The sequence below is a fragment of the Oscillatoria sp. FACHB-1407 genome (genome assembly GCF_014697545.1).
In the GTDB taxonomy this organism is placed as follows: Bacteria; Cyanobacteriota; Cyanobacteriia; order Elainellales; family Elainellaceae; genus FACHB-1407.
In genome coordinates this window covers 335,290-353,194 of sequence record NZ_JACJSA010000004.1, presented here as the reverse complement: position 1 = coordinate 353,194, position 17,905 = coordinate 335,290, and the positions used below count along the sequence as shown (strand labels likewise).

General features: G+C 47.3%; 12 protein-coding genes. 6 read left to right on the top strand and 6 right to left on the bottom strand.

Annotated features, from left to right (window positions below; genetic code table 11):
- The first annotated feature begins 53 nt into the window (after positions 1 to 53).
- From cmoB to H6G89_RS09620, 3 genes are all read left to right on the top strand, one after another.
- Positions 54 to 1,064 (top strand): tRNA 5-methoxyuridine(34)/uridine 5-oxyacetic acid(34) synthase CmoB, encoded by a 1,011-nt coding sequence (gene cmoB, locus H6G89_RS09630; RefSeq protein ID WP_242059884.1) that lies wholly within the window; start codon positions 54 to 56, stop codon positions 1,062 to 1,064.
- A 278-nt stretch (positions 1,065 to 1,342) separates the two neighbouring features.
- Positions 1,343 to 2,530, top strand: a complete 1,188-nt coding sequence (locus tag H6G89_RS09625) for a PAS domain S-box protein (RefSeq protein WP_190505389.1) — start codon at positions 1,343 to 1,345, stop codon at positions 2,528 to 2,530.
- Between the two features lie 449 nt (positions 2,531 to 2,979).
- Positions 2,980 to 4,320 (top strand): PAS domain-containing sensor histidine kinase, encoded by a 1,341-nt coding sequence (locus tag H6G89_RS09620; protein WP_190505387.1) that lies wholly within the window; start codon positions 2,980 to 2,982, stop codon positions 4,318 to 4,320.
- Here the strand turns inward: H6G89_RS09620 and H6G89_RS09615 are convergent.
- From H6G89_RS09615 to H6G89_RS09605, 3 genes are all read right to left on the bottom strand, one after another.
- Positions 4,277 to 5,227, bottom strand: coding sequence for a sirohydrochlorin chelatase (locus H6G89_RS09615; protein WP_190505385.1), 951 nt, complete (start codon positions 5,225 to 5,227; stop codon positions 4,277 to 4,279). The genes H6G89_RS09620 and H6G89_RS09615 overlap by 44 nt on opposite strands.
- A 151-nt stretch (positions 5,228 to 5,378) precedes the next feature.
- Positions 5,379 to 5,933 carry a Dps family protein gene (locus H6G89_RS09610; RefSeq protein WP_190505383.1) on the bottom strand — a complete coding sequence of 185 codons (555 nt, stop codon included), beginning with the start codon at positions 5,931 to 5,933 and terminating at the stop codon, positions 5,379 to 5,381.
- A gap of 248 nt (positions 5,934 to 6,181) precedes the next feature.
- The gene (locus H6G89_RS09605) at positions 6,182 to 7,159 is read right to left on the bottom strand and encodes a bestrophin family protein (RefSeq protein ID WP_190505381.1); all 978 of its coding nucleotides are present in this window, start codon (positions 7,157 to 7,159) and stop codon (positions 6,182 to 6,184) included.
- A 167-nt stretch (positions 7,160 to 7,326) separates the two neighbouring features.
- Between H6G89_RS09605 and leuC the strand changes: the two genes are divergently transcribed.
- Positions 7,327 to 8,742, top strand: a complete 1,416-nt coding sequence (leuC, locus tag H6G89_RS09600) for a 3-isopropylmalate dehydratase large subunit (protein ID WP_190505379.1) — start codon at positions 7,327 to 7,329, stop codon at positions 8,740 to 8,742.
- A gap of 138 nt (positions 8,743 to 8,880) precedes the next feature.
- Here the strand turns inward: leuC and H6G89_RS09595 are convergent, their stop codons facing one another.
- Positions 8,881 to 11,760 carry a GAF domain-containing hybrid sensor histidine kinase/response regulator gene (locus H6G89_RS09595; protein ID WP_190505377.1) on the bottom strand — a complete coding sequence of 960 codons (2,880 nt, stop codon included), beginning with the start codon at positions 11,758 to 11,760 and terminating at the stop codon, positions 8,881 to 8,883.
- A 259-nt stretch (positions 11,761 to 12,019) separates the two neighbouring features.
- Here H6G89_RS09595 and H6G89_RS09590 point away from each other — a divergent pair, with 259 nt between their 5' ends.
- Positions 12,020 to 13,207, top strand: a complete 1,188-nt coding sequence (locus H6G89_RS09590) for a 2OG-Fe(II) oxygenase (RefSeq protein ID WP_190505375.1) — start codon at positions 12,020 to 12,022, stop codon at positions 13,205 to 13,207.
- 293 nt (positions 13,208 to 13,500) lie between these two features.
- Here H6G89_RS09590 and H6G89_RS09585 read toward each other — a convergent pair whose 3' ends face one another.
- Positions 13,501 to 15,306: an iron uptake porin gene (locus tag H6G89_RS09585; RefSeq protein WP_242059883.1), complete on the bottom strand. Its 1,806-nt coding sequence runs from the start codon at positions 15,304 to 15,306 to the stop codon at positions 13,501 to 13,503.
- 720 nt (positions 15,307 to 16,026) lie between these two features.
- On the opposite strand from H6G89_RS09585, the gene H6G89_RS09580 reads away from it, so the two are divergent.
- Positions 16,027 to 16,761, top strand: a complete 735-nt coding sequence (locus tag H6G89_RS09580) for a TIGR04283 family arsenosugar biosynthesis glycosyltransferase (protein ID WP_190505371.1) — start codon at positions 16,027 to 16,029, stop codon at positions 16,759 to 16,761.
- A gap of 193 nt (positions 16,762 to 16,954) precedes the next feature.
- On the opposite strand, the gene H6G89_RS09575 is transcribed toward H6G89_RS09580, so the two are convergent.
- Positions 16,955 to 17,668, bottom strand: a complete 714-nt coding sequence (locus H6G89_RS09575; RefSeq protein WP_190505369.1) for a DUF547 domain-containing protein — start codon at positions 17,666 to 17,668, stop codon at positions 16,955 to 16,957.
- Positions 17,669 to 17,905: the final 237 nt, after the last annotated feature.

Below are 17,905 nucleotides of genomic sequence, written 5' to 3'. Positions count from 1 at the left end.
ATCAAGCTACTCTACAGGGGTAACACATCCGTGTTTTTGGCTAACGATTGGTTATGTTGCACGACGCGATGCAAAGCAGTTTTTCCTCTGAGGCAATTGTTTATACAGCCCCCGATTACCTCGACCAATATGGCAACGAGCTAAATCGAGAGGCGATCGCCACGGTACGTCAAGAACGGCTAGCCAGTCTGTTTACCCCTTCTATGCAACCTTACCTTGGGGCAGTGGAATCTGTTCGTGACCTGCACAGTCAGTGGTTTGATTTTGCTGGAGATACGGTCAAAATCGGTCGCGCAGACGAGCTATCCGCCGAACAACAGCAGCAGTTCTACCGCGCACTACAAACCTTTTGTCCCTGGAAAAAAGGACCTTTTGAATTGTTTGGAGTGGCAATCGACGCGGAGTGGCGATCGGATTGGAAATGGGCACGCATCTTACCCCACATTCAACCGTTGGGCGATCGCAAAGTAGCCGATATTGGATGTCACAACGGATATTTCATGTTTCGCATGGCAGATCATAAACCCGCTTGTGTCATTGGTTTTGAGCCTGTTGCGAAACATTTTTGGAACTTCCAATTGCTACAAAACATTGCTCAACAAAGCCAGTTATCCTTTGAGTTGTTGGGTGTTGAGCACATCCACTTTTATCCCAATTTTTTTGACACAATTTTTTGTTTAGGAATTTTGTATCATCACACAGACCCCATCGGCTTGTTAGTGAAACTGCGAGAAGCTCTGGCTCCCAAAGGCGAATTAATTATCGATTGCCAGGGCATTCCTGGAGATATGCCTGTAGCACTGACTCCCCGCAAACGCTATGCTCAGGCAAGGGGCATTTGGTTTTTGCCAACTCAATCCTGTCTGGAAACCTGGATGGCTCGTGCAGGTTTCTCGCAGGTGCATTCCTTCTTTGCGGCTCCCCTTTCTATCGAGGAACAACGCCGCACAGCCTGGGCAAATATTGATAGTCTGCAAGAGTTTCTTGACCCTGGCGATCGCTCCCAGACAATTGAGGGATATCCTGCGCCGTGGCGTTATTATCTGATCGCCCGTAAGGACTGACTTGAGAAGATTTCGCGAAATGCCTTTAGCTCCATGTTGAGGTGCAGCACAAATTAAGGAGAAATAGCCTGAGCAACAATTCACAATTGATCTGTGAAGACAAAATGTGTTGATCAACACAGGTTCAATATAAACTACTTGCTCGGATTAATCGCTAGACAGAATTATTACGAGGGGGAGTTCTGTCTCAGAATATGGTTACTACAATTTAAAGGCGAAAGCTCCAGAAAAGCCTTTAATTAGGAACTCAAAGTCAAATTACTTCAATAATAATAATAATGGATATCGAGTACTTTTCCCGACAGATCACTGCCATGCGCGATCGCATCTTCACATTGATGACTCGTGCTGACTCTGACATGTCTTTGGATTTAGTCCCTTTTTCTTTGAAAGAACTGGGAGTGGCTTCTGAAGAATTGGAAGTGACTTTAGAAGCATTGCGTGAGCAGAATGAGGCTTTAGGTCAAGCTTTAGCAACAGCAGAGCGAGAAAGACAGCAATATCAAGACCTATTTGAATCTGCTCCAGAAGCTTACTTAATTACAGATGTCGATGGCAATATTTTAGAAGCCAATCAAGCAACAGCAAGTCTTTTGGGTGTATCTACTCGATTTTTGGCGGGTAAACCGTTTAGTTTATTTGTTGATGAGCATTATCACGCTCACTTGCGATCGCGTCTTCTGCAACTTAACAACAGTTCTCCACAAACATGGGAACTCTCAATTTATCCACGCGATCGCAAACCTGTAGATGTGGAATGTGTCGTAGGAATTGCTGCATCCAGAGGCGATCGCAAAACATTACGCTGGTTAATTCGGGATATCACTAATCGTAAGCAATTAATTTCCATTAACAACTACAACCACAACAAACATCAGTCCAACACAGATTATATCCAGACCATCCAAAAAAATCGCTTTGTCCATACCTACAATCGCCGAGAACTGATTGCTTTAGAGCCTGAGAAGATCTGGCTCGTTGTTCAGGGATTAGTCAAGCTAACGACTCCAATTGATGCCAACTCAGATATTGTCACTGGGTTGGTAGGTCCAGGAATGGTTTTTGGAGCTTATCTGACCTCGCTATCGCTATATCAGGCGATCGCCCTCTCAGATGTTCAACTCGTCGCTATCTCGCTCGAAGAAATTGCCAATTCTCCTCAATTAGCCCAACTCTTTTTTGTAATCAATGCCCGACGGTTGCGGCAAACAGAAGCGTTATTAGCGATCGCTGGAGAGCGTCATATTAAAGATCGGTTGTACCGCCTATTAGAGCTACTCAAAAAAGAAATGAGTGAGCCTACACCTGAAGGAACACGCCTGAGTGTTCGTCTAACCCACGAAGACCTGGCAAATGCCTGTGGAAGCACCAGAGCTACAATCACTCGCTTAATGGGCGAACTACAACAACAGGAAAAATTGACGGTGGATGGGAAAGGGCACATCTACCTTAAGGAAGGACTATAACGCGGGTCTACGTTCCTCTCGATATCTCCTTCCAGGAGCAACTGAAAGGTTAGTTAAGACATCTCTCAAATCTGAACGTGATGTATGACCTGCCTTTCAGTCTTAGTACTTAGTTCTTAGCACTCGGCACTTTACTACAGCTACGGTTTCAACCGCCAAAACCCTTATCTCAATTCACGTTAAGTTATCCCATTTACTTATCTATTACTGTCATATAATTTGTTTCACTTTTCTTTTCATTATGTTTCTCTTTTCTAACACTTAAAACTAACTCATTATCTCTGCCAAACTTATCTTCAACAGACTCAATCCTAAAGAGGATGCACTTTAGCAACCCTGAAAGTCATTCTTAAAAGGATGTTGGAATTAGCCTGCATTAATTCTGACAGCTTTTTACTAAACCCTTTTATTTGATCTGAACAAAGATTTAATTTAGTTTTTTTGAAAAAATGACTAGACATGGACAGGGTAGGACTTTTCTATACCGTATAGAAAATGTGCAACATCGGATGGAACAGTTACATCACACTGCTGGAAAGACTCCCTGGCGGCAACCTGACTTGGTGATTTCCTGTTTGCATGAGTTGCAAACTGCATTAGAAGAGTTGCAAACGGCTGAGGAAGAGCTACGACAACAGAACGAGCAATTACTAATTGCTCAACAATTAGCTGAAGCTGAGCAACATCGCTATCAGGAGCTGTTTGAGTTTGCACCTGATGGCTATTTAGTCACTGATATTTACGGCACGATCTGTGAGGCTAATCGAGTTGCAGCTTCAGTGCTCAACATTTGCAAACAAGATTTGATCGGCAAAAATTTAGTCTCTGTTGTCCCTGAAGAGGATCAGCGCAGCTTTTGTATGCTGCTCAATCAACTTCCCAGCATTAATCGAGTGCAAGAGTGGGAGATTAAATTGTTATCGCAGGATCAGGGACTGTTTGATGCAGCCTTAACAATCGAAACAGTCCGAGATGAGCGAGGACACGCGATCGCCCTACGTTGGTTATTGCGAGACATCACGGCTCGTAAGCAAGCCGATGAACAGTTGCGCCAGATGCAACTCCAAAATTTGCAACTGCTAGAAGCCGATCGCCTCAAAAATCAGTTTATTGCGATGTTGTCGCATGAGTTGCGGACACCCATGAACGCCATATTGGGGTTTTCGCAATTGTTATTTCGACAATTTCATCAGGGTGCCGATCCCCAGGTCGTCCACATGGTCGAGAGGATTGTCAGTAATGGTCGTCACCTGCTGACCCTGATTGAAGAGATGCTTGACATCTCCCGGCTCAAGGTCAATCACCTTGAATTGTGCCCCAGTTCTTTTGATCTGGTGGAGTTGGTTAAAAGTACGATGCATGAGTTGCAAAGTCTGGCAAAGCAAAAAGAACTATCTCTCCAGGTCAGTTTGCCAACAAATGCCAGTATTCCTGTGGTCAACGATCGCACTCGTTTGCATCAAGTTTTAATCAATCTGATGTCTAACGCCATCAAATTTACCAATATTGGTGGAGTTTTTGTTGAAGTCTTTGAGTTACCCGAAGGACGGGTGGCGATCGCTGTACACGATACCGGGATTGGCATCGATCCAAAACATCAAAAGCTCATCTTCCAGGAGTTTTGGCAGGTCAACCAGACCTTGACCCGCCAGCACAATGGCACAGGTTTGGGGTTACCAATTACCCAAGCTCTGGTCAAGCTGATGCACGGTAGCATAGCCCTGGAAAGCGAAGTTGGCGTGGGATCTACCTTCCGTGTGGAATTGCCTCGCAATGTAAACGCAGGCTAGCATCATCAGACTGCAACAACGCTGCAATCTGGTCAGCAAAGGCGGGACGAGCACCTAACGGCTGAGCCAGGTAAAAGTGAATTTTAGGGAACTGGTCAGATAACTGTTCAACCTTTTGGGCGATCGCATCGGTAATGCCCCCAGCAAATAGAAAATAGGGCAGGACAGCGATATCACGATAGCCCATGTTTGACAGTGCCAGAACTCGATCCTCCAGACTGGGAGCCAGTGACCAATATGCCGTCACTGCGCCGATGTCTTGGGCGATCGCCTCAACCGTATCGTTACCCTGCGATCGCCGACTACCATGTGCCACGAGGATTTTAGTAGCATTAACTGGGATTTGATCGGGCACCTCGAAGGCGTTAACAATTAGGTGTTGGATCTGGGAATAGAACCCAACATAAGTGCATTGCTTTAGCTCAATCCGTTGACCCAATTGGCGTTGGGCGATCGCCACTTCCGCCGGAATGTCCTCTGCAACATGCACACCTGCCAACAAAAACAACGGCAAAATCTTGACCGAACGGTAACCCTGGGCGATCGCTCGCTCGGCAAACTGCTGAATCTGCGCATGGAGGGGCAATGGCTGAAGCTCTAGAGCGGCGGTTGCCACAAGAGGCACAGAGGCGATTCTCTCTTCAGAAAATGGCGGAGCAAAGGCAGATTCCCCTGCTGGAAGTATTCCCGCTTCACTCTGATGGAATTGCCCCTGAAATTGCCCTTCAGATCGGCCCAGAGCGCGATCGCCCTCACTCAAGTGCGTCCCGTTGTGCATCCCATTGACGGATAATTCAGGCTGACTTAACCGGGCAGCAACCAATGTGGCGATCGCCTCCATCGCGAGCTGATGGCGCGGATCACGACTGCCGTGTGAGACAAGAAGATAGGCAAAGGAATGGTTCAAGGCAGCTAGAAATGAAGAATTTTAACTCTAGCAACCATGATAGATAAATTTACGATTCCCCGATCAGGGGAAGCACGGGATCACCCTTCAACGCCTCAACTTCAACGCCTCAATAGGGGTGTTGTGTAAGCCCCTATTGAATTTGCGTTGGTTAGTTACCGTTGTTAAGACGAAACGCCGGAGTAAGGCTGTCGTGCGCCAGGAAGTGATCGAGGTGGAATGCCCGATCCTCAGTTTCTAGCAAAATCTTTTCGTAGAGATATCGAGTAGCGCGATCGCCCAGACTTTCTGCCTGACCCGCCTGACGACGAATGGTTTTGATGATTTCTTGCTCTGCGGCTAAATCGTGGATCACCATATCGCGACAGGAATAGACGCCATCTGACTCTGGTGTAAAACAGCACAATTCCGCCAGTTTGCTGAAGCTTGCAGCAGGCACTCCACCTAACCCATTCAGGCGTTCACCCAACTCATGAACATGACCCTGAACCTCTTCATAGCCGTCTTCAAAAAACTGATGTAGTTGATAAAATTCAGCTCCTTCAACTACAAAATGATGTTTTTGATATTGCAAATATAGAGCTTGAAAACTTGCCAACGTAATATTTAATCCCTCACAGATAGCCGGAGTAACATTCAAATCCAACGCGATTGGATTTTCCCTGATTTGATTAAACGGATGTAGTACAACTCCACTCTCAGCCATAACAATTTCCTCGGACGCACTTAATGAATGATGTAGGTCTAGTTAGAGTTACTGTATCTAGATTTAACAGGAGAGTCAACCGACGCTTTCCCTTACTAAAAAAGATTCTCAATTGCCACTTCAAGAAACTTTAATTACTTTCAAATCCTGTCAAAAACTAAACATTTTCCAAATTTTCTAGAACTTGTTTTCCATCGAATATTAACTATGGTAAAGCTTCTTAAGAACAATCGATTGTGTAGCAAATGTTATGGAATTTCAGAACTCTCTTCAGAACGAGATAGCAATTCTCGATGCCTCTCTATCTCTTCGATTTCTTCAGATGCAACAGCCGTGCTGGGCGTGAGAGTCATTAAATCTTCAATGTTGTGAAGCATCGTGGCACAAATCGCATCTAACGGTAAATCGTTAGGATCACGACCAAAGGGATTCTCGATTTCAATGCCAATTTCTTCGATGCCAAACAGGGTGAAACTAACCAACGCAACAATCGGTCCAGTCCACACACTCAAGTCATCAACAAACTGAAACGGCAACGTCAAACAATAAATCAGTAATAGTTGCTTTAGATGAATGGCATAGGCGAGAGGAATTGGAGTTTTAAGGATACGTTCACACCCTCCTAAAACATCAACCATTTGATTTAACAATTCCTGCATTGCATTGAGTTGGTAAATGTTGAGGCGATCGCGCCGATATTGTAATTGCAAATAATCCCCAACCCAAAAGGCAATCTCAAGTGGTGGGTTCAACATCTCCTTCAACGTGAAAAAACGGGATGGAGATAACAATGCTTTCAATTCGTCACTAATCGGTTCTTGCCGCAAATGCAATTTCAGAGCAACGGCAAATGCCACCAGTAAGCGCAGAGCAGCAGCTTTTTCCTGGCGATCGCGGGGTTTCTTTTCAAGAATAACGACCCAAATCTGACGCGCCAAATTACGAATGGCATTGTTCAAATTACCCCACAACCGTCGCCCCTCCCAAAACCGTTCATAGGCAGTGTTAGTGCGAAAAACAAGCATTAACCCCAAGACAATGTTGGGGATTAAACTCGCCAACACAGGCATTGAAACGGGCACCCCAGCGTAATAGAGAATAGAGATTAAGGCACCAAACCCACCGCAGACAATTGTCCGGGGTAAGATTGCAGGGATCACAGAGCCCCGCAATTGTAAGGCATATCGAAACCAGTACAATCGTTCAGACACCCGGTTCAGACTCATAAACCCTCAACACCGCTCAGTAAATGAATGCTTCAGTGTGCAGCTAGATTAGTGTGCAGCTAGACCAGTTTAATGCTGTCATCTGCCTAACAGGATGATTTTAGGAAACGATTCATCATTTTTAGATAAAATCAGAGATCCACTCCCTGAAAAGACATTTTTAAGTCATGAGTAAAGGCACACTGTTCGATAAAGTTTGGGATTTGCATACGGTTGGCACCCTTCCATCGGGACAAACACAGCTTTTTATTGGGCTACACCTGATCCACGAAGTGACCAGCCCTCAAGCATTTGCCATGCTGCGGGAGCGAGGGCTAAGCGTCATGTTTCCAGAACGCACCATCGCTACGGTCGATCATATTGTGCCCACTGAAAACCAGGCACGCCCCTTTGCTGATCCCCTCGCGGAAGAGATGATGCAAGCCCTGGAGCAGAATTGCAAAGACAACCATATTACCTTTTACAACATTGGCTCTGGTAGTCAGGGAATCGTGCATGTCATCGCTCCTGAACAGGGTCTGACCCAACCTGGCATGACGATCGCCTGTGGAGATAGCCACACCTCGACCCATGGTGCGTTTGGGGCGATCGCCTTTGGTATTGGCACCAGTCAAGTTCGGGACGTGTTGGCGTCTCAAACTCTGGCTCTGGCAAAACTGAAAGTCCGCAAAATTGAGGTCAATGGCACCCTCAAACCCGGTGTTTACGCCAAAGATGTTGTGTTGCACATCATCCGCACGCTGGGAGTGAAAGGCGGAGTTGGTTATGCCTATGAGTTTGCAGGCACAACCTTTGAGCAGATGAGCATGGAAGAACGCATGACGGTCTGCAATATGTCGATTGAGGGTGGTGCCCGCTGCGGTTACGTCAACCCCGATGCCGTGACCTTTGAGTATCTCAAGGGGCGTGACTTCGCTCCCAAAGCCGACGATTGGGATCGCGCTGTTGCCTGGTGGACGAGCATTCGCAGTGATGCCGATGCTGAATATGACGATGTGGTGGTCTTTGATGCAGCAGATATTCCGCCGACTGTCACCTGGGGAATCACACCGGGACAGGGAATTGGGGTAAACGAAACAGTACCCATCCTAGAAGCGTTGGCAGAGGGCGATCGCGCGATCGCACAGGAGGCATACCAATACATGGATCTTGCTCCCGGACAAGCCATCCAGGGCACCAAGGTCGATGTCTGCTTTATCGGCAGTTGTACCAATGGACGTATTACTGACCTGCGCGAGGCTGCCAAAATCGCCAATGGTCGGCATGTAGCCAAGGGAGTCAAAGCCTTTGTCGTCCCCGGCTCAGAGCGGGTTAAACAGCAAGCCGAGGCAGAAGGGCTTGATCAGATTTTCCTGGCAGCAGGATTTGAGTGGCGAGAGCCTGGTTGCTCTATGTGCCTCGCGATGAACCCCGATAAGCTGCAAGGACGGCAGATCAGTGCCTCCTCCTCAAACCGCAACTTTAAGGGTCGTCAGGGATCAGCGTCAGGTCGCACCCTATTGATGAGTCCAGCGATGGTGGTTGCTGCCGCTGTCACCGGACAGGTCACCGATATACGAGAGTTGCTTGCTGAAACCAAATAGGCAACAGGGGCAAAAATTAGCATAGACGGCAGATGGGGTAAGGGTGCTGATTCTGGGGGGAGCTTTCCGACTCGCCTTCGCCCCATCTAACGTATCTACGGTTATAACGTCCATGATCACCGCCATAAGCCACGTCGGTCAAACCCCTTCTAAACAAACCTGTTGTAGTTTTAAGACCTCCAGATGCAGAGCCATCTGCACCTGCTTATACTCTGTCTCAATCTGCCCGACATAACTCTCCCCACCAAACGTCCAGACTTGCAACGATTTCTCCAGCATCTGACACAATCGGCTTAATCTATCTGCCCCCAAGGTTGCACTGCTGGATTTAAGAGTATGAGCAGCCTGCCGAAGTCCAGTTGCGTTCCTCTCGGCAAACGCCGTTTTGAGGGAACCAATCAGCTTGGGCGCATCGTCCAGATAGCACTCAATCATCTCCACCATAAAACTAGAAGCCGCTTCACCAGCAATTTGGTAGGCTGTTTCCTCTAAAACATGCCGATTTAAGGTGCTCAAAGCAGCCAAATTTTCAGCTGAGACATCCCCAGACACTACTTTTGATTCTGTAGGGGAATAACCTGTCACTGAGCCATTTGCTCCAACCAAAAATTCACACTGGTAACAAGCAGCAATGCGATGGGGGTTTGGGCGACATTGTTCTAGAGCCGCTATTAACCGCTCAGGCCGAATAGGTTTGCTGATGTAATCACTCATTCCGGCATGAAAACACTCCTCGCGATCGCCCTGCATAGCGTTTGCCGTCATCGCAATAATGTACGGGCGCGAGCCCGGTTCCCACATTTCACAGATCAGGCGAGTTGCACTCAGTCCATCCATTTCTGGCATTTGGATATCCATCAAAACAACGTCATACATCTGCCGTTGCAATGCCTCCAATGCTTCTATCCCATTTCCAGCCACATCAGCCCGATATCCCAACCGCTCCAACAGTAAGAGTGCGATCTTTTGATTGACCACATTATCCTCCACCAATAGGATTCGGAGAGGAAGCTGTTCAGCTATTCGTGACTCAACATTAAAGGCAGGCACCGTTGGCAAGTGTGGCAGTTGATCTGCAAAGATTTCCATCAGTGCATTGTAAAACTGGGATTGTTTGACAGGTTGATGCAGATAGAAAGTCAACAACGGGGTTTGCTCAGTTGCCTCCAATCTCGATAAGTAGCCAGAGGTCATCAGAATCAAGGGAACGGCACTCTTCAAAGGAAGCTGCCGGATTGCAGTTGTCAATGGTTGCCCCTCGGCGGTTGATGCTCCCTGGGGGAGCATAACGACATCAAAGGGGGGGTGTGTTTGTAAACAGCTCAACACCGCTGTTTCAGAATCAACTGTCTGCACCTGAAGACCCCAATTTTGAGCCTGCAAGCGTACATTCTCGCGGCGAATCTCGTTGTGGTCAAACAACAATAACCGTTTTCCGGTGAGAGAAAAGTCGATTACAGCCAGGTCTGGAGTCGCAGATAGAGCCCGAACCAGGATGCAGAAATAAAAAGTTGTACCCTTACTCAGTTCGCTGTCAACCCAGATTCGACCACCCATCATTTCGCATAAACGCTGGCAAATGACCAAGCCCAAGCCAGTCCCTCCGTAGGTTCGACTGACAGAGGAATCAACCTGGCTAAAGGGTTGAAACAGGCGATCGAGCCGATCAGAGGGAATACCACTTCCCGTGTCTTTAACGCTAAACCAGATGCTGTGAGTGAATCCGTCGCTATTAGGAGCATCAGTTGGTCGAGCTAACTTATGGGCTTTGGCTGAAATCGTGACTTCACCGACCTGCGTGAATTTAACTGCGTTGCTGATCAGGTTGACCAAAATTTGGCGCAGACGGGTGCTGTCACTCAAGATCATCTCAGGGGTATTTGGGTCAATGACATACGCCAGTTCTAATCCTTTTTGGTTCGCCTTGGGAGCCAATAAATCCAGAGATTCTTCGATACAGGTTCGTAGGTTAAACGGGTGTTGTTCTAGCTCCAATTTGCCCGACTCGATTTTAGAGAAATCTAAAATGCCGTTCATGATGGTCAACAGCGCATCACTACTCTGACGAATGGTTTGCACTAGATCCTGTTGCTGCGATGTCAGAGAGGTTTCTAATAAGATTCCAGCCATACCCATGACCGCATTCATGGGAGTCCGAATTTCATGGCTCATCATTGCCAAAAAATCGCTTTTTGCTCGATTTGCCGTATCGGCGGCATGTTTTGCCTGCTCCAGGGCAATATTCTGTTCCGTTAACTTCTCCCGTTGTTGCGTTTCTTGTTTTAGTAAGCGAGCGTGTTCTAGCGCAATGCCAACTTGATCAGCGATCGCCTCTAGTAATTCGATCTCTTCAGGCGTCCACTGGTGATGCCAAGCCGTTTCCTCTGAGGGATGACAGCTGTTGTGGTGAATGCCGATGATGCCATTGGGTTTACCTTGAAACGATGTCCGCACGATTAATGAAGATGGATGGGCGATCGCCATCGAATCAGAGGAGATCCATTCAACCCTGCGAGTCGGCTCTACTTGACCATCCGAAAAGGTAAAAACCTGATCTTGCATCAAAACTTGCTCAATGTAGGGATTGCCGAGTAGTGAGTCCTCAAATTCTCTAAAGGAAGGGCATCCTGGCGCGCAATATTCTGCCTTGATTGAAAAACAAGGGGCTGGTTCGACGATGTAGGTGTAAATGGTGCAACAGTTGACCCGAAAGGTTTTACCAATTTGGGTTGCTGTGGTTTTCATAATCTGTTCAGCATCCAAACTGTCACGAATACGTTCTGTAATTTGCTTCAGCAGGGCTGCCTGCTCAACCTGTTGTCGCAGTAATTTTTGTTGATTAACAACGAGGCAAATCGTACTTTGGGTCAGGGTTTTATCCAGAAGGAACCACGCAATCACAAGAAGCAGGAGAAACTCTATCGTCAATAGCGATCGCTGAAGCTCTTCTTGCGACAAATTTGCTTGAAAATTGACTATTCCCAAAACTATGCTGAAAATCAGCACTGCTATGGACATTGAGATTCTCAGTGAAACCGGAAAGTACTTCATAAATTGGCGTGGAAAATACCTCAGAAGAAGACACGATGAGTCAACGCCGCTCAGCCAACCCTGCTTTAGAGAAATCTATGTTGCGTTGTAAAACTCATTAAAAATAGATTGCCCAGAGAGAGGTAGATATCAACGTTGCCCATCCACTGCCCGTACATTCTGCCGTTTGTTGCTTTAAAGCTCTGTTATATTGTCTAGGTAAGTTTATTCACCCCAAGCGATCGCCATGTCGCATCTGACTGTAGGCGAGCCCGCTCCGTGGTTTCGTCTTCCTTCTACTTCTAATCCCAGCTTTAACTTTGATACGGTTGGGGGCTACCGCGTTATCTTGTCTTTTTTAGGTAGCTCTAAAGTCGATTGCTGTCGGGAGGTGTTGCGACAGTTTCTAGCTTTACAGTCAGAGTTGAAGCAAGCTAACATCCCTTTTTTTGGCGTATTGATTGATCCCGATGACCTGCCTCTTCAAGAGCAGATTACAGACCTGACCTATTGCAAATTGTTTTGGGATTTTGAGCGATCGGTGAGCCAACTTTACGGCGTTTGTCAGCCAAGTACGTCCGGCACTGATGTTCAGTACATGCCTACCAGTTTTGTGCTCAACCAAAATCTGCAAATCGTGGCGATCGCCTCAATCCAAGATCCGACCCAACACGTCGCTCAGCTATTGCAGCTTGCTCAAGCATTACCGGAGTTTCCACCGCCAACTCTGGCAACCCGTCAAGCTCCCGCCCTGTTTATTCCTCACGTGCTGAGTCCCGACTTGTGCCAGCAATTGATTCAGCTTTACGAAGCGCAGGGCAGTCGAGATTCTGGTTTTATGCGGCAGGTAGATGGCAAAACCGTTGAGATATTTGACTACAAGTTTAAAAAGCGACGTGATTTCCTCATTGAAGATCCAAAACTTCTACAACAGATCAATCATCTGATATTGAGGCGGGTTAAACCCGAAATTGAAAAGGCGTTTCAATTCAGCATCAGTCGGTTTGAGCGTCATCTTGTGGCTTGTTATGAAGCTACAGATCAGGGCTTTTTTCGACGACATCGGGACAACACCACCAAGGGAACGGCTCATCGTCGCTTTGCCATGACGCTGAACCTCAATACTGGAGAGTATGAAGGGGGGTGTTTGTGGTTCCCAGAATATGGCTCCCAATATTACCGTCCTAACGTAGGAGAAGCCGTCATCTTCTCCTGCTCGTTACTCCATGAAGTTACACCTGTGACACAGGGACGCCGATTTGCATTGTTATCGTTCTTCTACAATGACGACGATGCCCGGATACGAGAGCAAAATCGCAAGTATGTCGTGTTGAATGGGGATGAAAACCAACCGGACGTAGCAGAATCCCCAAGCGATCAGACAAAATCTGGAGCAGGCTTTCAACCTAAAGCGGGCAAAAAGAAGAAGCGGTGATACTCTCTATTCTCCATTCTTCTTCCGTGAAAAACGTCAGTTCGGGTTAAGAGCCTGGGGATGAATTCGCGGCTATCAGGACTAAGTCTGCCGACGTGGATCAACGCGAATCATTGAAACGGATTGCAATCCATGACTGGAAGAATGCAACCCATTTCAATGAATATGGATACCGTTACCTAAACCTTATACCGATTTAATGTTTGATTGTGGCAGATCACTGGGTAGGGGCGTTTCGCGAAACGCCCTTACGGAATCATGTGCAGCGAAGCCAATTCAAATTGGTATTAGTTTTAGAAGAAGAAGCGAGTTCGCAATACGCCAATCACCGCATCGTCATTGTCTTGCTCATGGTTAGGAGCGGTGAGCCAGATAATACCCGGTGTGATGTCGATATTGTCTGACAGGCGATAGCGATAGAATGCCTCAACGTGCAGCGACACATCTGGGTCAGTAGCCCCACCATTAATATTGGCATCCAACTCTGTTAAACGAGGTTCCATGCCGACCAGAATGCCACCTGTGTTTCCTTCGCCAAACAAGTCTGGGAAGGAAAGACTGGCTGCCCATGTCCACACTTCACCATCACCCAAACCGATGTAACGGTGTTGTGAATAACCGACCCAACCCCCGATCGCCAGCCCTGGGGTGATGTCAACCGTGGTTGAGATGCCGTAGGAGTTAGTCACAACGGCTCGCCCAAAGTCGCTGTTGGCAAGGTTACTACCTGTCGCCAACCCAAAATCATCGTTAGAGGGGGTGAAGCTATTGATGTAGGTAAAGCCGATGCGAATGTCCTCAGTGGGGTAAACGATCAGCTGCGCTAATGCACCGTATCTGCCGTTAAACAAGCCCTGTCCAGGGGATGGGTCGCCTGCATCAGGGGTGAGGTAGCCCAGGTTTAACTCCAGGTTGTCGTTAAAGAAGTGCCGGATACCCAAACCAGCCCCAAAGGAGTAGTTGTAGATGGGATTACGCAAACCAAACAGCGAAACAGCTACTCCATCCAGATAAGGAGTTAATTGGCTGGAGGCATCTAAATCGACAAAGCCGTTTCCAGTAGCCGCGATATAAACGTTGGTGCGATCGCTAATGGGGAAGCGATACCGCAATAGGGCTAAACTTACTTCATTGTTGCTGTCACCATCGAACTCAATTCGACCTTCGTTGGTGCCCAACACTCCACTATTGGTACCTCCTAAAGGCTCTACGTTACTGGCTTGCAAACGAGTGGTGAGCAGGTCTTCTCCAGTGAAGCTGGTTTCTAAATTGAGACGAACCCGGTAGCCAAAGGTTGGGTTGCGGGAAATAGATTCACCATTAGCGTTGTCGCCATCTATCACGCTAACCACCCCAAAAATCGTCTCTCCATTGAGGCGGGTGGTGGTTGAAAATTGGTTAGCTTCCAATTCAGCGGTGCGAGCTTCGAGAGCATCGACTCGACCCCGTAGAGTCGCCAGTTCAACCGCAAATTCTTCTTGCAGACGTTGCAGCGTTGCTAAATCTTCTCGTGTCACGGCTTGCGACAAGCCTTCAGCGATCAATTCATTGACGCGATCAAGACAGGCATTCAAGCCAGCAGCAAACTCATAGCGAGTGAGAGCACGATTGCCGCGATAGGTGCCATCGGGATAGCCTGCAATACAGCCATATCGCTCAACCAGAGACTGCAACGCTTGAAACGCCCAATCGGTCGGTTGCACATCTGAAAGCTGACTAACAGATGTCACCTGCCCCATATCGGATTGGGCTACTGACGGTGCGGCGAGTTGTTGAACCGTTGGAGTAGTTGCAGTGGATGATGAATTACTGCCTCCGCTTTCTGTTGCCTGCGCAACCGTTGACTGAATCACAGTGGACTGAGCAATTGTCGATTGAGAATCCGTCGATTCAGGGACAGCCGAACCCAAATTTTCAGAGGCAGCATCTTCTCCTAATTCAGGCTGCGTTAATAACGGTAACGCATCGTTATCAGTTGACTCCACCTCGGTATCAAGATTCGTATCAATATCTGTCTGGATGTCTGTTTCAAGCTCTATCACTTCAGGTTCGCTAACTTCAACAGCCGCGATCGCAGGGAGAGAAACAGCAAAATTCAAGCATCCAACTACCGGAAGCCATAACCATGACGCTGTAAAATACTGCGATTTTGTTCTCATTTCCTTCCACCACTAAATTATATAGAGATAAGTAAATAGAAAAGGATATTTCACATAACTGTGACCACCTTTTCTAAACACAAACTGCTCATTTTGAGCACAAGCATTTGAAGCACAAAATAGTGTTAAGTCCTTTCTGTATTCCCAAAGTTAGAAGGACAGGGAGTCCACCGTTTCTAGCTTTTGAGGCGATTAGAAACCTAACCTTTGGCTTATATCAAATGATTTAACACGTTTCAATTTAGACATTAAACTGAGGAAATTCTGCAATCATCTATCTAAGGAATAGGGCAAATTTTTCAAAATATTACAAGATTCAGTTTGCTTTCAAAGAGTAGTAAAAACAAGCAAATAGCGTCATTCTAGAAATTTGTAGAAATGTAATTCTTGAAAGCTCTAATCCTCAAGATAGAGGTATAAACCATTGCTATAGGCTAGCTAAATAGAGAGACAAAACAATCATTATTGACCCCATATCAAACCCGGATTCATGACTGCGATGTTGCACGGGTGGGTTTAGCAGATAACACTTGAACCTAGCCGAGTTCAACCGCATCCCCTTACCATAATTAGGGTTAATTAAACGGATTTGATATAACCCGCGATCGCTCCATATAGCTATCTCAGTAGAGTATGGATTGAAAAGATTTGGATGGTGAAGTGGCTCAAGTTTCTATCATTATTCCGACGTTAAATGAAGCCTCCTGTCTGGAGCGGACGCTGCGTTATTTGAGCATCCTCAATCCACCTGCCAGAGAGATTGTCGTCGTTGATGGAGGCAGCCAAGACGAGACAGTGGCGATCGCTCATCAAGCAGGCGTCACAGTCGTTGCAGCCCAATACCAGGGGCGATCGGTTCAGATGAACCTGGGTGCAACGGTGGCAACTGGAGAGATTCTCTGTTTTCTTCATGCCGATACGCTGGTGCCTGATGATCTGGTAACGGTGATTGAGACAACCCTGACAGATCCGGCGATCGCCTGTGGTGGCTTTATTTCGCTCATGCAGGGAACCCACGTCACCCGTTGGAGTGTGTCTCTACACAACTATCTCAAAACCTATTACGCCCCATTATTCTTCCGTCCTCATTTGTTTTTCTTCAAGGGTTTGCGCCTGTTGTTTGGGGATCAGGTCATGTTTTGTCGGCGGCAAGATTTTTGGCAGTGTGGCGGATTTGATGCGGCAATGCCCATTATGGAGGAGGCGGATTTGTGTCTGAAATTGACCCGCTATGGGCGGATTCGTCAGGTTAATCGGGTTGTGCAGTCCTCCGATCGCCGTGTGGCTCATTGGGGCGTTTGGAAAGCAACGTTTATCTATTTGAGTATTGGTTTTTTATGGGGCATCGGAGTCTCTGCAACCAATTTGAAGCGGTTCTATGAAGAAGTGCGGTAGGAGAATGGAGGGGCGTAGCATTCGGCATTATAGCCGTAGCCACATTCGATGGGGCGGAGGCGAGTCAGAAAGCCTCCCCAGCATCCGGGTTGGAGCCATTGCCTTTGCCTTAAGCTTGCTGACCAAAGCTATAATTTCTCAGTTACGCCAAGAACTTGTTGACCGCATGCCACACCCTGACAGAAGACAGTTGCTACTTCAGCAAATGCCTCTGATTATTGCGTTGGTTTAATCGCCAATCGTAGGGAAGGTAGCGGACGCGAGTCACATCAGGCATTGTCACAGTTAGCAAGTACCGTTGAATGTATGCCGTTAGCGACGGAGCCACCTTTAAGAAATCTGCCTTGTACCACTTAAAGATTTGACTGCAATGGAGCGTTTGCGTTTGGGCGTCATACCGAACTTTGTAAGAATTGGTGATGAACCGCTGAGCATCCTCCTCTAACTGAGCATACACTCGTTCCGGTTCATACGCCTCCGCCCGCAACAGTGGACACCCGATCGCCGCACACACCAACGCAAAGTGAATTCGGGGTTCAGTAAACTCCTTCCGCAAGGTTCCATGTTCGATCGCATTCAAGCTATAACGGGTGCCATCCAATTGATAGAGTGGACGCGAAAAGAAGCGAAAGAAGGAAATCCAATCAGGAATGCCAAAGATCGTCGGGCGAATAGTGGCGATCGGATAGAAGGCTAACACTTGGGCGATCACCAACGCATTGTAGAGGTTAAGCCATAGTGCCAACCGTTGCTCGGTCGTCGTTAACTCTATCAATTGAGTGGAACGGATCTCAATCAACCATTGATCTAAGATCTCGACGGATTCCTCTTTCCAGGCAGTGTAGTTGACTCGACCTTGCGAATCTACATAACGGTGGAGAAGTTGATTCCAGGTGTCATATTGCATGAGCAGGAACGGTGAAATTCATGCCACTTCCATTTATAGCCCTACGCCTATGCATCAGGACATAAGGGGGTGTGGGGCTGCGCCCCCAACCAGGGGTTCCACCCCTGCACTCCGTCCTAACCTTAGTGAGTACTGCTATAAGGATGCAGCTTGCCAGTATGATACTACGCTCCGATCTAACTCACTGGCGGTTCATTTACCGGAATCGGGAATGCTTAGGCTGGAGATTGAAGTTGA

Bases quoted from the DNA above. Each gene is read 5' to 3' on its own strand.
- H6G89_RS09625 (WP_190505389.1), top strand. From the start codon at position 1,343: ATGGATATCGAGTACTTTTCCCGACAGATCACTGCCATGCGCGATCGC.
- leuC (WP_190505379.1), top strand. From the start codon at position 7,327: ATGAGTAAAGGCACACTGTTCGATAAAGTTTGGGATTTGCATACGGTT.
- H6G89_RS09605 (WP_190505381.1), bottom strand. From the start codon at position 7,159: ATGAGTCTGAACCGGGTGTCTGAACGATTGTACTGGTTTCGATATGCC.
- H6G89_RS09575 (WP_190505369.1), bottom strand. From the start codon at position 17,668: ATGCAATATGACACCTGGAATCAACTTCTCCACCGTTATGTAGATTCG.
- H6G89_RS09610 (WP_190505383.1), bottom strand. From the start codon at position 5,933: ATGGCTGAGAGTGGAGTTGTACTACATCCGTTTAATCAAATCAGGGAA.
- H6G89_RS09590 (WP_190505375.1), top strand. From the start codon at position 12,020: ATGTCGCATCTGACTGTAGGCGAGCCCGCTCCGTGGTTTCGTCTTCCT.
- cmoB (WP_242059884.1), top strand. From the start codon at position 54: ATGTTGCACGACGCGATGCAAAGCAGTTTTTCCTCTGAGGCAATTGTT.
- H6G89_RS09620 (WP_190505387.1), top strand. From the start codon at position 2,980: ATGACTAGACATGGACAGGGTAGGACTTTTCTATACCGTATAGAAAAT.
- H6G89_RS09595 (WP_190505377.1), bottom strand. From the start codon at position 11,760: ATGTCCATAGCAGTGCTGATTTTCAGCATAGTTTTGGGAATAGTCAAT.